Annotated in this window: 13 protein-coding genes; all 13 read right to left on the bottom strand. The window is 43.4% G+C overall.

What is annotated here, in order from left to right:
- A partial coding sequence (locus tag H5125_RS20420) for a GTP-binding protein (RefSeq protein ID WP_310734203.1) occupies window positions 1–179 on the bottom strand: 179 nt, incomplete at its 3' end.
- A 69-nt stretch (window positions 180–248) separates the two neighbouring features.
- Window positions 249–2,345, bottom strand: a complete 2,097-nt coding sequence (gene fusA / locus H5125_RS20415; RefSeq protein ID WP_101084803.1) for an elongation factor G — start codon at window positions 2,343–2,345, stop codon at window positions 249–251.
- 79 nt (window positions 2,346–2,424) lie between these two features.
- Complete coding sequence (rpsG, locus tag H5125_RS20410) at window positions 2,425–2,895, bottom strand: 30S ribosomal protein S7 (RefSeq protein WP_011635636.1); 471 nt, start codon at window positions 2,893–2,895, stop codon at window positions 2,425–2,427.
- 82 nt (window positions 2,896–2,977) lie between these two features.
- Window positions 2,978–3,352, bottom strand: coding sequence for a 30S ribosomal protein S12 (gene rpsL, locus H5125_RS20405; RefSeq protein WP_059746616.1), 375 nt, complete (start codon window positions 3,350–3,352; stop codon window positions 2,978–2,980).
- A gap of 177 nt (window positions 3,353–3,529) precedes the next feature.
- A complete protein-coding gene (rpoC, locus tag H5125_RS20400) occupies window positions 3,530–7,756 on the bottom strand; it encodes a DNA-directed RNA polymerase subunit beta' (protein WP_182745226.1) in 4,227 nt (1,408 codons plus the stop codon).
- 82 nt (window positions 7,757–7,838) lie between these two features.
- The gene (gene rpoB, locus H5125_RS20395; protein WP_101084801.1) at window positions 7,839–11,870 is read right to left on the bottom strand and encodes a DNA-directed RNA polymerase subunit beta; all 4,032 of its coding nucleotides are present in this window, start codon (window positions 11,868–11,870) and stop codon (window positions 7,839–7,841) included.
- Window positions 11,871–12,105: 235 nt separating this feature from the next.
- Window positions 12,106–12,471, bottom strand: coding sequence for a 50S ribosomal protein L7/L12 (rplL, locus tag H5125_RS20390; RefSeq protein WP_101084800.1), 366 nt, complete (start codon window positions 12,469–12,471; stop codon window positions 12,106–12,108).
- A gap of 54 nt (window positions 12,472–12,525) precedes the next feature.
- Complete coding sequence (gene rplJ, locus H5125_RS20385; RefSeq protein WP_011635631.1) at window positions 12,526–13,026, bottom strand: 50S ribosomal protein L10; 501 nt, start codon at window positions 13,024–13,026, stop codon at window positions 12,526–12,528.
- A 276-nt stretch (window positions 13,027–13,302) separates the two neighbouring features.
- Entirely contained in the window at window positions 13,303–14,004 is a 702-nt protein-coding gene (rplA, locus tag H5125_RS20380) for a 50S ribosomal protein L1 (RefSeq protein ID WP_059746618.1), read from the bottom strand.
- Window positions 14,005–14,008: 4 nt separating this feature from the next.
- A complete protein-coding gene (rplK, locus tag H5125_RS20375) occupies window positions 14,009–14,437 on the bottom strand; it encodes a 50S ribosomal protein L11 (protein ID WP_011635629.1) in 429 nt (142 codons plus the stop codon).
- 129 nt (window positions 14,438–14,566) lie between these two features.
- Window positions 14,567–15,118 carry a transcription termination/antitermination protein NusG gene (nusG, locus tag H5125_RS20370; protein WP_011635628.1) on the bottom strand — a complete coding sequence of 184 codons (552 nt, stop codon included), beginning with the start codon at window positions 15,116–15,118 and terminating at the stop codon, window positions 14,567–14,569.
- 10 nt (window positions 15,119–15,128) lie between these two features.
- Window positions 15,129–15,500, bottom strand: coding sequence for a preprotein translocase subunit SecE (gene secE, locus H5125_RS20365; protein ID WP_011635627.1), 372 nt, complete (start codon window positions 15,498–15,500; stop codon window positions 15,129–15,131).
- A gap of 267 nt (window positions 15,501–15,767) precedes the next feature.
- On the bottom strand, window positions 15,768–15,840 hold a 73-nt coding region (locus tag H5125_RS20360), incomplete at its 5' end, for a hypothetical protein (RefSeq protein WP_202932829.1).

Here is a 15,840-nt window from a genome sequence, read left to right as displayed (position 1 = left end):
CCGCGCTCACGCTCTTCTGGAGCGTTATCGATTTGAGCGAAGTTTTTAACTTCACCACCATAAGTTTTAGACAAAACGGCAGAGATTGCTGCTGTTAAAGTTGTTTTACCATGGTCAACGTGACCAATGGTGCCCACGTTTACGTGAGGCTTAATACGTTCAAATTTAGCTTTTGCCACGATATATTCCTTTCTTTTCAGAAGTGCTCGATTAATTCGAGCAATATAACATTGATGCCGTAACCAATATTAGTTACGAGATTCTATAATCGCTTTTGCAATGTTTTGCGGTGCATCTGCGTACTTCAAAAACTCCATAGAGTATGAGGCACGACCCTGAGATGCAGAGCGCAAATCAGTCGCATAACCAAACATTTCAGATAGAGGCACTACTGCATGGACAAGTTTAACACCTGCGATGCCATCGTCCATACCTTCAATTATGCCACGACGGCGGTTTAAATCACCCACAACATCGCCCATATAATCTTCAGGTGTAGTTACTTCTACTTTCATACAAGGTTCGAGCAACACAGGGGTCGCTTCTAGCGCACCCTTTTTGAAGCCCATAGAACCTGCAATTTTGAACGCCATTTCGTTCGAGTCCACATCATGATATGAACCATCAAACAAACTGACTCTCACATCAAGTACAGGATAGCCGGCTAATACGCCATTCTTCATCTGTTCTTGAATACCTTTGTCAACGGCAGGAATGAATTCACGAGGAACTACACCACCTACAATCTCGTTAACAAATTCGTAGCCCGCACCCTCTTCGAGTGGTTCAATTCTTAACCAAACATGACCAAATTGGCCACGTCCGCCAGATTGACGTACGAATTTACCTTCCACTTCTACTTTAGAACGAATTGTTTCACGGTAAGCAACCTGAGGTTTACCTACGTTACACTCTACACCAAATTCGCGACGCATACGGTCAACGATAATGTCTAGATGCAATTCGCCCATACCAGATATTAGTGTTTGTGCCGACTCTTCATCAGTCTCAACTTTGAATGATGGATCTTCTGCTGCTAATTTTTGCAGCGCAATTCCCATTTTATCTTGGTCTGCTTTTGAACGTGGCTCAACGGCTATGGTAATTACGGGTTCAGGGAAATCCATGCGCTCAAGAATCACTCTGTGATTATTATCGCAAAGAGTATCACCGGTTGTTACATCTTTAAGACCGATAGCAGCTGCAATATCGCCAGCACGTACTTCTTTCAGTTCTGTTCGGTCATTTGCGTGCATTTGCACAATTCGACCTACTCGTTCACGTTTCTGTTTAACAGAATTATAAACACCAGCACCTGATTCAAGTACACCTGAATACACGCGGATAAAGGTCAGTGTACCAACAAATGGATCAGTCGCAATTTTAAATGCTAAAGCCGCAAAAGGGGCATTGTCATCTGGTGGGCGTTTTACTTCATTTTCGCTTTCATCGATACCTGTAATTGCAGGAACATCAATAGGCGCGGGTAAGAAGTCAACTACCGCATCGAGTACCGCTTGCACACCTTTGTTCTTAAATGCAGAACCGCAAGTGGCTAACACGATCTCATTGTTAATTGTGCGCTGACGCAACGCTGTTTTGATCTCGACTTCTGACAACTCACCTTCTTCAAGGTATTTGTTCATCAGTTCATCTGAGGCTTCAGCTGCTGCTTCCACGAGATACTCATGCATTTCTGCAGCTTTTGCCGCTAGATTTGCAGGAATGTCTTCATAAGTGAAGGTCATACCCTGATCTGTTTCAGACCAGTTAATGGCTTTCATCTTAATTAAATCAATAACACCCTTGAAGTTTTCTTCTGTACCAATGTTCAATTGAATCGGCACACAAGTCGCGCCAAGGCGGTTACGAATTTGATTTATTACACGGTCAAAATCTGCACCTGCACGGTCCATCTTATTAACAAACACCAAACGCGGAACGTGGTATTTGTCAGCTTGACGCCATACTGTTTCAGATTGTGGTTCAACGCCTGACGAGCCGCAAAATACTACTACAGCGCCATCGAGTACGCGTAATGAACGCTCGACTTCAATAGTGAAGTCTACGTGACCTGGGGTATCGATGATATTAATTCGGTGTTCAGCGAATTGAGCCTCCATTCCGCGCCAAAATGTGGTTACAGCAGCTGAGGTGATAGTAATACCACGCTCTTGCTCTTGTACCATCCAATCTGTCGTGGCGGCGCCGTCATGCACCTCACCGATTTTATGAGACATACCGGTATAGAACAGAACACGTTCTGTTGTGGTAGTTTTACCTGCATCCACATGAGCTACAATACCGATATTACGATAACGCTCAATTGGGGTTGTACGAGCCACTATTTATACCCTCTCAACTAAAGCTTTTGGCTTTAGCAATATCAACAATATGGAGCGGACCGAAGTCCGCTCCATCATATTACCAACGGTAATGGGCAAAGGCTTTGTTAGCTTCAGCCATGCGATGCACGTCTTCACGCTTCTTAACCGCAGTACCTTTGTTTTCAGACGCATCTAGCATTTCACCTGCTAGACGTAGAGCCATAGATTTTTCACCACGCTTGCGAGCAGCTTCAACTAACCAGCGCATCGCTAGTGCGTTACGACGCACTGGACGAACTTCACATGGTACTTGATAAGTAGAACCACCAACACGACGAGATTTAACTTCGACTGATGGGCGAACGTTATCAAGGGCTGCTTCAAGGATACTTAAATGATTTTCGCTTTTCTTTTCAGCGACAACATCTAGTGCCTTGTAGATAATTTTTTCTGCAGTCGACTTTTTGCCGTCCTGCATAATGACGTTGATGAACTTAGCCAACAACTCACTGTGAAACTTTGGATCTGGTAGGATTTTACGTTGTCCTACAACGCGACGTCTTGGCATATTAATTCTCCGTATGCTTCAGGTATTTCCAAAACTGGAATGTCAAATAAATACTAGCTTGGCCTTACTTAAACGGGATACGTTAAGACTTAGGACGCTTAGCACCGTACTTAGAACGGCCTTGGCGACGTGAAGTCACGCCAGCACAGTCTAATGCGCCACGAACAGTGTGGTAACGCACACCAGGTAAGTCTTTAACACGACCACCACGGATTAGGATTACACTGTGCTCTTGCAAGTTATGGCCTTCACCACCGATATACGAAGTTACTTCGAAACCGTTAGTTAGACGCACACGAGCTACTTTACGTAGTGCAGAGTTAGGTTTTTTAGGTGTTGTAGTGTACACACGAGTACAAACACCACGTTTTTGTGGACACGCATTCAACGCAGGCACATTAGTCTTTTCGACTTTTGGCGAGCGTGGCTTACGTACCAACTGGTTAACAGTTGCCATGTATAGCTCCGAAAGTTGATTTAAGCTCAACAATTAGGTGTGAAAAATCTATATCCCACAATGGTGGGACGCGGAATTTTAGAAAGGTAATGGCTGCCTGTCAAGAAATAGACAACTTTTCGTGCAAATTCCAATAAAAAAGGCGCCATTGGCGCCTTTTTTTAACAAAATACTAACTTAATCTTGGTTACCGGCCAGATTTAGTAGATCTGCTAGGTTCTTTTCAGCTTCGCTTGCGGTTACTGTAGTAGTTTCCACTTTGCCACGAGAGCTTAATACTTTAGCACGTTCTTCGTTACGGGTTTTGTGATAAGCATAACCTGTACCTGCTGGGATCAAACGACCTACGATTACGTTTTCTTTCAAACCACGTAGTGGATCGCTCTTACCGCCAACGGCCGCTTCAGTTAACACACGAGTGGTTTCCTGGAACGATGCAGCAGAGATGAATGATTCAGTTGCCAAAGAAGCTTTGGTAATACCGAGTAATTCACGTTCAAACGTTGCAGGTGTTTTACCTTGAGCGATTAGCTCACGGTTAGCAATCTTCACGCGTGATACTTCTGCTTGCTCACCTTCTAAGAACTCAGTGTCGCCTGTTGAAGTGATTAGACACTTACGTAACATTTGACGAATGATAACTTCGATGTGCTTATCGTTGATCTTAACGCCCTGTAGACGGTAAACGTCCTGTACTTCGTTCACAATGTAGTTTGCTACGTTGTGGATACCACGAAGACGCAAGATATCATGAGCCGCTTCTGGACCGTCTGCAATAACTTCACCACGTTCGACTTTTTCACCTTCGAACACGTTCAAGTTACGCCACTTAGGGATCATCTCTTCATAATGTTCACTACCATCTGCAGGAGTGATCACTAGACGACGTTTACCCTTAGTTTCCTTACCGAACGAGATAGTACCAGAGATTTCTGCAAGAATTGCAGGCTCTTTTGGTTTACGCGCTTCGAATAGGTCAGCAACACGTGGTAGACCACCGGTGATGTCGCGAGTTTTAGACGATTCTTGTGGAATACGTGCTAATGGGTCACCAACGTTGATTTTCGCGTTATCATCTTTCGATACAATCGCGTTACCCGGTAAGAAGTATTGAGCTGGTACTTCAGTACCAGGGATCATTAAGTCATTACCATCGGCATCAACTAAGCGAATTGCTGGACGCAATTCTTTACCGGCTGAAGTACGCGCACCAACATCGAGCACAACGACAGAAGATAGACCCGTTAACTCATCTGTTTGACGCGTCATAGTGACACCGTCAATCATGTCAACGAACTTCACACTACCAGCAACTTCAGAAATAATTGGGTGAGTATGTGGATCCCAGTTAGCGATGATTTCGCCAGCTGCAACTTCACTCTCTTCCAACTTCTCTAAAACTGTACCGTAAGGCACTTTATAACGCTCTTTCTCACGACCTAGCTCATCGATGATGGCTAACTCAGAAGAACGCGATACGATAACGAGCTTACCGTCGATGTTAGAAACATGCTTAGCATTGTGTAACTTCAGAGAACCGGCGTTCTTAACTTGAACGTTGTTTTCTGCAGAAGCTCGAGATGCCGCACCACCAATGTGGAAGGTACGCATGGTTAACTGTGTACCAGGCTCACCGATAGACTGTGCTGCAACAACACCAATAGCTTCACCGTGGTTAATAATATGACCACGCGCCAAGTCACGACCATAACACGCTGCACACACACCGAAGTCTGTGTCACAGGTAATTACAGAACGTACAATCACTTCATCAATACTGTGTTCTTCTAACGTATTACACCATGCTTCATCAAGAAGTGTGTTGCGTGGAGCAAGCACTTCATCAGTACCAGGCTTCATTACGTCAAGAGCAACCACACGACCTAGAACACGTTCACGTAATGGCTCAACAACATCACCACCTTCAATAAGCGGTTTCATTGTAAGACCATGCTCAACACCACAGTCATCTTCGATAACCACTAAGTCTTGTGCAACGTCTACTAAACGACGAGTTAGATAACCCGAGTTAGCTGTCTTCAATGCTGTATCGGCAAGACCTTTACGCGCACCGTGAGTAGAAATAAAGTACTGAAGTACGTTTAGACCTTCACGGAAGTTAGCCGTAATTGGGGTTTCGATGATTGAGCCATCTGGCTTAGCCATCAAACCACGCATACCCGCTAACTGACGGATCTGTGCAGCACTACCACGAGCGCCCGAGTCAGCCATCATATAGATGCTGTTAAACGAAGCTTGTTGCTCAGGTACGCCATCACGGTTAATCACTGTCTCAGTTGACAGGTTTTCCATCATCGCTTTTGAAACTTTTTCGTTCGCGCTTGCCCAGATATCGATAACTTTGTTGTAACGCTCACCGGCAGTAACAAGACCTGACTGGAACTGCTCTTGAATTTCAAGTACTTCAGCTTCAGCGTCTGCTACTAAGGTGTATTTCTCGTCTGGAATAACCATGTCATCGATACCAACAGAGGCACCAGAAATGGTTGCAAAACGGAAACCTGTATACATCAATTGGTCAGCAAAGATAACGGTATCTTTAAGACCTAGTTGACGATAACAAGTGTTCAACAGCTTAGAAATCTGTTTCTTACCCATGTTTTGGTTAACCAAATCATACGATAAGCCTTCAGGCAAAATTAATGATAAAAGAGCACGACCCACAGTCGTATCAATGATACGAGTTGCTTTCGTTCTTTCGCCATCTTCTGCGATGTTCGTTTCAGTAATACGCACTTTAACGCGAGCATGTAGTTCAGCAACACCAGTAGCGTAAGCTTTTTCTACTTCTGACACATCAGCGAATGCCATACCTTCACCGCGACCGTTAATACATTCACGGCTGGTGTAGTACAAGCCTAATACAACGTCCTGAGACGGAGTAATTACTGGCTCACCGTTAGCTGGTGACAAAATGTTGTTGGTAGACATCATTAGCGCACGAGCTTCTAACTGAGCTTCAAGCGTTAATGGTACGTGAACCGCCATTTGGTCACCGTCGAAGTCGGCGTTGTATGCCGCACAAACTAACGGATGCAATTGAATTGCTTTACCTTCAATCAGTACAGGTTCAAATGCTTGAATACCCAGTCTGTGAAGTGTTGGTGCACGGTTAAGCATTACTGGATGTTCACGAATTACTTCGTCTAACACATCCCATACTTCAGCCTGTTCGCGTTCAACCATTTTCTTAGCAGCTTTAATAGTAGTCGCTAAACCACGCGCTTCTAATTTACCGTAAATGAATGGTTTGAATAGCTCAAGCGCCATCTTCTTAGGAAGACCACACTGATGCAGACGTAAAGTAGGACCTACGGTAATTACCGAACGGCCTGAATAGTCAACACGCTTACCAAGTAAGTTCTGACGGAAACGACCTTGCTTACCCTTGATCATATCAGCAAGAGATTTAAGCGGACGCTTGTTAGAACCGGTAATAGCACGACCGCGACGACCGTTGTCTAATAGCGCATCAACTGACTCTTGTAACATACGTTTTTCGTTACGTACGATAATGTCAGGCGCAGCTAAATCTAACAGACGCTTTAAGCGGTTGTTACGGTTAATCACACGACGATAAAGATCGTTAAGATCAGATGTCGCGAAACGACCACCATCTAACGGCACTAATGGACGTAGATCAGGTGGAAGAACCGGTAATACTTTTAAGATCATCCACTCTGGCTTGTTGCCAGATGTGAAGAATGCTTCCATCAGCTTAAGGCGCTTAGTGACCTTCTTGCGACGGGTTTCAGAGTTAATTGAAGGCAACTCTTCACGCATTTGCTCGATCTGTTCAGCTAAGTTGATAGCACGTAGCAATTCAAGAACTGCTTCAGCACCCATCTTAGCTTCAAACTCGTCACCGTATTCTTCTAACGCATCAAGATACGTTTCTTCGGTTAGCATTTGGCCGCGTTCAAGCGTGGTCATGCCAGGCTCGATCACAACAAATGATTCGAAATACAGTACGCGTTCAATATCACGTAACGTCATATCTAGCATTAAGCCGATACGTGACGGAAGTGATTTTAAGAACCAAATGTGGGCAACTGGGCTAGCCAGATCAATGTGACCCATGCGCTCACGACGCACTTTAGTCTGGGTAACTTCTACGCCACACTTTTCACAAATAACACCACGATGCTTCAAACGCTTGTATTTACCACACAAACATTCGTAATCTTTAACTGGACCAAAGATACGCGCACAGAACAAACCTTCACGTTCAGGCTTGAATGTACGGTAGTTAATGGTTTCTGGCTTCTTTACTTCACCAAAAGACCAAGAACGGATTAGGTCTGGCGAGGCCAAACCAATTTTTATACCGTTAAATTCTTCAGTCTTACTTTGCTGTTTAAGAAACTTTAATAAGTCTTTCACGTTTCTCTCCTGAAGGAGTTAAACCAGGTGCTTTGCTGCTGCAAAGCACCCTTGGTTACCAAACATTGCTTAAGTGCGATGCTTACTCTTGGTCCAACTCGATATTAATACCAAGTGAACGAATTTCCTTCAACAATACGTTGAAAGACTCAGGCATGCCTGGTTGCATCTGATGGTTACCGTCGACGATGTTTTTATACATCTGAGTACGACCGTTAACGTCATCTGACTTAACTGTTAGCATTTCTTGTAGAGTATAAGCAGCACCATATGCTTCAAGTGCCCACACTTCCATCTCACCGAAACGCTGACCACCGAATTGAGCTTTACCGCCCAATGGTTGTTGAGTCACTAAGCTGTATGAACCCGTAGAACGAGCATGCATCTTGTCATCAACTAAGTGGTTCAATTTAAGCATATACATGTAACCAACGGTTACTTTACGCTCAAATTCGTTACCGGTACGGCCGTCACATAATGTCAACTGACCAGACTCAGGTAAGCCTGCAAGAGCAAGCATTTGCTTGATCTCTTTCTCTTTAGCACCGTCGAATGCTGGTGTAGCAATTGGAATACCACCTTTAAGGTTGGTCGCCAAGCGCACAACTTCATCATCAGTAAACGAATCGATATCAACGCGCTGAAGCACGTCATCACCTAATTCGTACACTTGCTTGATGTAACCACGAAGTTCGGCAATTTCACGCTGCTCTTCAAGCATAGCAGTAATCTTATTACCGATACCCTTAGCTGCTGCGCCCATGTGGACTTCAAGTACCTGACCGATGTTCATACGCGATGGTACGCCCAATGGGTTAAGTACGATGTCTACAGGGTTACCTTCTTCATCGTATGGCATGTCTTCAACAGGACAAATCTTCGAGATAACACCTTTGTTACCATGACGACCTGCCATCTTGTCACCAGGCTGGATAGTACGTTTAACTGCAAGGTAAACCTTAACAATCTTCAATACACCAGGAGCCAAGTCATCACCTTGGGTGATCTTACGACGCTTGATTTCAAATGTCTTATCAAAGTCAGCTTTTAGCTCTTCGTGCTGTTCAGCTAACTGCTCTAATTCAGTTTGTTTGGTTTCATCGTCGATAACTTGAATCAATACGTCTTTACGTGGTATCTCAGCTAACTTAGCTTCAGAATAACCCACAGACAGTAACAAGTTACGTGCACGGCCCAATACGCCTTCTTCAAGGATCTTGAACTCTTCGCCTAAGTCTTTACGAGCTTGGCGAACATGCATGTCTTCAATTTCAAGCGCACGTTTGTCTTTCTCAACGCCGTCACGGGTAAATACCTGTACGTCGATGATGGTGCCTTTAACTGAGTTAGGAACACGTAATGAGCTGTCCTTAACGTCAGAAGCTTTTTCACCAAAAATAGCTCGGAGTAGTTTCTCTTCAGGGGTTAACTGTGTTTCACCCTTAGGTGTCACTTTACCCACTAGAATGTCGCCACCCTTCACTTCTGCACCAATATAAACGATACCTGATTCATCTAATTTAGATAAAGCAGACTCACCTACGTTTGGAATATCAGCAGTGATTTCTTCGCTACCCAATTTAGTATCACGAGCAATACAAGAAAGCTCTTGGATATGGATAGTAGTGAAACGATCTTCTTGCGCTACGCGCTCAGAAATTAAGATCGAATCTTCGAAGTTATAACCGTTCCAAGGCATGAACGCGATACGCATGTTCTGACCAAGCGCCAAATCACCTAAATCGGTAGATGGACCATCTGCCAATACGTCACCACGAACCACTGGCTCACCAACAGAACAACAAGGACGTTGGTTAATACAAGTGTTTTGGTTTGAACGGGTATATTTAGTTAGGTTATAAATGTCGATGCCGGCTTCACCTGCGTGTAGCTCATCTTCATTTACTTTAACTACGATACGGCTAGCATCAACATAATCAACCACACCGCCACGTTTAGCAGCTACAACCACACCAGAGTCAACAGCAAGAGTACGTTCAATACCCGTTCCGACTAACGGCTTATCAGCACGTAAAGTTGGTACTGCTTGACGTTGCATGTTTGCACCCATCAATGCGCGGTTAGCATCATCGTGTTCTAAGAACGGAATTAATGATGCTGCAACAGAAATAATCTGTTGTGGAGATACGTCCATATACTGAACATCAGCTGCGCGCATAAAGGTAGATTCACCTTTGTGACGACAAGCAATTTGTTCTTCTGCCATACGGCCATCAGCATCAACTTCGATGTTAGCCTGAGCAATAACGTAACGACCTTCTTCGATTGCTGATAAGTATTCAACATCATCAGTAATCACACCATCAACCACTTTGCGGTAAGGTGTTTCTAAGAAGCCGTAAGAGTTAGTACGTGCAAAACTTGCTAACGAGTTGATTAGACCAATGTTTGGACCTTCAGGGGTCTCAATTGGACATAAACGACCGTAGTGAGTTGGATGTACGTCACGAACTTCGAAACCAGCACGCTCACGAGTCAAACCACCTGGGCCAAGCGCAGAAATACGACGCTTATGCGTTACTTCAGATAGCGGGTTGTTTTGATCCATAAACTGTGACAACTGTGAAGAACCAAAGAATTCTTTCACTGCCGCAGAAATTGGCTTAGCGTTAATTAAGTCTTGTGGCATAAGCTCGTTTAAATCGCCTAAAGATAGACGTTCACGAACAGCACGCTCAACACGGACTAAACCAACACGGAACTGGTTTTCAGCCATTTCACCAACGCTACGAATACGACGGTTACCTAAGTGGTCAATATCGTCGACTTCATCATAACCGTTACGGATTTCGATGATTTTCTTCATAACAGATACGATGTCTTCTTTAGACAACACACCGTTACCTTCGTCTTCAGCAATCTCAAGACGACGGTTGAACTTCATACGACCTACTTTAGATAAGTCATAACGTTCTTCACTAAAGAATAGGTTTTGGAATAAACCTTCAGCTGCATCTTTGGTTGGTGGCTCACCTGGACGCATCATACGATAGATTTCAACTAGCGCTTCTAAGCGGTTAGTTGTTGAATCAATTCGTAATGTGTCAGCAATGTAAGCACCGTGATCAAGATCATTGATAAATAATGTATCAATATTCTTAATACCAGCAAGTGATAGCTTAGCTAAATCTTCTAAGGTAATCTCGCTGTTTGCAGTCACTAACACTTCACCGGTATCTTCATCGATGTAGTCTTGAGCAGCATACTTACCAACAATATAATCTACTGGCACTTCTAGTTCAGTAGTGTTGGTTTTCTCAAGTTGCTTAATGTGACGTGCAGTAATGCGACGACCAGCTTCAACCAATAAAGCGCCTTCAGCATCTTTAATGTCATAGCCAGCAGTTTCACCACGTAGGCGGTCAGGCACAAGTGCCATGACTAATGATTCTTTTTTAATCTTAAACTCAATACGCTCGAAGAATAAATCGAGGATATCTTGAGTAGAATATTCAAGCGCACGTAAAATGATCGTTGCCGGTAATTTACGACGACGGTCGATACGAACGAATAGAGCATCTTTAGGATCAAATTCAAAGTCAAGCCATGAACCACGGTAAGGAATAATACGTGCGTTATACAGCACCTTACCAGAAGAGTGGGTTTTACCACGGTCATGATCAAAGAACACACCTGGAGAACGGTGTAACTGAGACACGATTACACGCTCAGTACCGTTAATAACGAAAGTACCGTTATTCGTCATCATAGGAATATCACCCATGTAGACTTCTTGCTCTTTAATGTCTTTAACAGTGCCAGCAGCAGCTTCACGGTCAAACAACACCATGCGTAATTTAACGCGTAGTGGTGCCGAATAAGTTACACCGCGGATCTGACATTCTTTCACATCAAAAACTGGCTCACCTAGCTTGTAGCTGACATATTGCAGCTCAGAATAGCCAGAAAAGCTCTTGATAGGAAAAACGCTACGGAATGCGGCTTCTAAGCCACGCTCACCCGTAGGGTCATGATCGGTGAACTTCTTAAAAGAGTCTAACTGGATAGACAATAAATAAGGGATGTCCAAAACTTTTGGACGCTTACCAAAGTCTTTGCGAATACGCTTCTTTTCAGAATAGGAGTAAACCATGGGTTTCCTCTGCTTACGAGATGTGACCAAGACTGAAATTAATATTAATTAAATCAGCACGTTTGCCTATCACCCTTGTTGACAAGAACCTAACCAGTAATCTCTGCTAGGGACTGTTAAAACTGGCGACAAAAGGTGAAAAAAATCGCCTGCGCATAAAGCGCAAAAAAGGCCAACGGTTAAAAAACCGTCAGCCTTCACCCAATCACTTGGGTGATGCAAGCTAAATTATAGCTTACTTAACTTCAACAGAAGCACCAGCGGCTTCTAGATCAGCTTTAAGAGTTGCAGCTTCTTCTTTAGACACAGCTTCTTTAACTGCGATTGGAGAAGATTCAGCCATAGTCTTAGCTTCTTTCAGGCCTAAACCTGTAGCGCTACGAAGAGCTTTAATAACAGCTACTTTGTTTTCGCCGAATGAAGTAAGTACTACGTCAAATTCTGTTTGCTCTTCAGCAACAACAGCATCGCCGCCGCCTGAAACTACTGCAGCAGCAGCAGAAACGCCGAATTTCTCTTCCATAGCTTCGATTAGTTCAACTACTTCCATTACAGACATTGCTGCAAAAGCTTCTAACATTTGGTCTTTAGTGATAGACATTAGAAATATTTCCTATTGTTCTGAATTCAATTTTATTAAGCTGCCAGCCTAAAACTAAGCGGCGTCTTGTTTTTGATCGCGAAGGGCGGCCAATGTACGAACGAACTTGCCAGCAGATGCTTCTTTCATAGTCATCATCAACTGAGCTAGTGCTTCTTCGTATGTTGGTAGTTTCGCTAAACGATCAATATCAGCTGCAGGGATAAACATCCCTTCGAAAGCTGCACCTTTAACTTCAAATTTTGCTTGACCCTTAGCGAAGTCTTTTAAAAGACGCGCTGCAGCACCTGGATGCTCGTTAGAGAAAGCTATTAAAGTTGGGCCAGTGAACGTTTCTGCTAGGCACTCAAAAGCTGTACCTTGAACTGCACGACGAGCAAGGGTGTTACGTACTACACGTACAAATACACCATTTTCGCGAGCAGCTTTACGCAGACCGGTCATAGCACCTACAGTTACGCCACGTGAATCGGCAACAACTGCAGAAAGTGCACCTTTGGCAGCTTCGTTGACTTCAGCAACAATTGCCTGTTTGTCTTCGAGTCTTAATGCCATTGGCTTTACTCCTGGATTCTACCTAGGGAATTTTCCCTAGTATTTACCAAATTAAACACTTATGTGTTTAATTACTTACGGTGCAGATTTTCCAGTAAAAAAATTTAGCTGGGGCCTGACACCGTCTACGCTGGAAATTAAGTTAATCTTACGATTAACACCTGCGGTCTTGGACGGAAACCAACTCTAATATGCAAAAATTTAAAAACTAATGCATAAAAGCGGCTTCAACCCACAAAGTGCGCGCATTATAGACTAATACGCGCGCTTTGTATATTACTTCGCTTCTTCCAGAGAACTCTGGTCGATAGCAACACCTGCACCCATAGTGGTAGAGATGCTAATCTTTTTCACGTAAATGCCTTTAGCAACTGCAGGCTTAGCCTTTTTCAGTGCTGACACTAACGATTCTAAGTTTTCTCTCAACTGCTCAGTTGTAAAAGTTACTTTACCGATAGTTGTATGAATAATGCCGTTTTTGTCGTTTCTGTAACGAACTTGACCCGCTTTGGCATTCTTAACTGCTTCAGCAACGTTTGGCGTTACTGTACCAGTTTTAGGGTTAGGCATTAAACCACGTGGGCCTAAGATTTGACCTAACATACCAACAACGCGCATTGCATCTGGAGATGCGATAACAACGTCAAAGTTCATTTCGCCAGCTTTAACTTTTTCAGCTAAATCTTCCATACCCACTAGTTCAGCGCCAGCAGCGATAGCAGCTTCAGCGTTTGCACCTTGTGTGAATACAGCAACACGAACATCACGACCAGTACCATGTGGAAGTACAGTAGCACCACGCACGTTTTGATCTGATTTACGAGGATCGATACCTAGATTAACAGCTACGTCAACACTCTCAACAAATTTAGCAGTCGCTAATTCTTGTAAAAGTACTACGGCTTCGTTGATGTCATACAATTTTGTTGCATCAACTTTTTCGCGGATAACGCGAGCACGCTTAGTTAGCTTTGCCATTATATTAATCCTCTACTACCAAACCCATTGAACGTGCAGTACCTTCAATTGAGCGAGTCATCGCTTCAATATCAGCACCAGTCATATCAGCAGCTTTAGTTTCAGCAATTTCCTGAACTGCGCTACGCTTGATAGTACCTACTTTTTGAGTATTAGGACGGCCAGAACCTGATTTCAGACCAACTGCTTTAAGCAGTAAGAAAGATGCAGGTGGAGTCTTAGTTTCAAAAGTGAAAGAACGGTCATTATATACAGTGATAACAACAGGAATTGGCATACCTTTTTCGAACTTTTCAGTACGAGCGTTGAATGCTTTACAGAATTCCATGATGTTCACACCTTTTTGACCTAAAGCAGGTCCAACTGGTGGAGACGGGTTTGCAGCGCCAGCTGCTACTTGTAGCTTAATATAAGCTTCAATTTTCTTTGCCATGTCGACATTTCCTCAATTTGGGTTCAAACGCATGTTGGCGACATGCCAATACGCTCCCCTGAAAACAACGGGTGCGAATTATATAAAAATACGCACCCGCAAACAATGTTTATTTTGTAGTTATTTTAATCAGCTTTTTTCAACTTGATTAAAATCTAATTCTACTGGTGTTGAACGACCGAAAATCATCACCGAAACTTTAATACGGTTCTTTTCATAATCGACTTCTTCAATAGTACCGTTAAAGTCAGCAAATGGACCGTCACAAACACGGACAACTTCACCTGGCTCGTACATAATACGATGAGTTGGTGATTCAACAGTGTCTTGAAGGCGTTGAAGAATAGCGTCAGCTTCCTTGTCAGAAATCGGTGCAGGGCGATCTGATGTACCACCAATAAAGCCCATTACACGTGGAATACTTTTGACTAAGTGCCAGCTATCGTCGTTCATTTCCATCTGGACTAATACATAACCAGGGAAAAACTTACGCTCACTCTTACGACGTTGACCTGCACGCATTTCAACAACTTCTTCGGTAGGAACTAAAATCTCACCGAAGTATTCTTCCATATTGTGCATTTTGATATGTTCAAGCAGTGTTTTAAGTACACGGCCTTCATAGCCCGAAAAGGCTTGGATCACATACCATCTTTTTTTCGCTTCTGTAACTTCAGTCATTTTCAGATGCCTATACGCCAGTAATTAAATTGACTACTCGTAACAATATAGCATCTAATCCCCAAAGGATTAATGCCATTACTGCAGTAGCTGCAAGTACTATAAAGGTAGTGTTTAGCGCCTCTTGGCGAGTTGGCCAAACGACTTTACGCACTTCAATATGGGCTTCTCTAGCAAAAGATTGTGCCTGCTTACCCTTGCTTGTCTGCAGTGCAATGATGCCTGCAATAGCGAAGGCAATAATTACCCCAGCAACACGAGCTACAACATTAGCGTCTGCATAAAATTGATTGCCTATAACAGCAGTAGCAATTAGCAATGCAGCTATGCCCCACTTAACGATATCCAAAGAATTACTCTGGTTTTCAGTATTTGTTGTCATCGGTTAATTCCGTTACTCACTACGACCTGGGCTTAGCTTGGTAAACAACATATTTACCAAATCCGCATTTCCGAACTTTCCCAGAAAATGCATAAGCACAGGGTCAAAAATCGGCCATAGATTGTATTCTTATTCAGCTTTATTCGCAACAATACAGGCAAAGTAAGAGCAATAAATCAATCAAAAATCGATTTTTGTTACTAACCTCACCCTAAAAATAAAAAAGGAAGCCTAAGCTTCCTTTTTTAGTGTTCACTAAACTCGCTATTACGCGATAATTTTAGCTACAACACCTGCACCAACTGTACGGCCACCTTCACGGATAGCGAAACGTAAACCG

It is taken from the genome of Shewanella sp. SR44-4 (assembly GCF_014163715.1).
In the GTDB taxonomy this organism is placed as follows: domain Bacteria; phylum Pseudomonadota; class Gammaproteobacteria; order Enterobacterales; family Shewanellaceae; genus Shewanella.
This window is presented reverse-complemented; position numbering and strand designations above follow the sequence as displayed.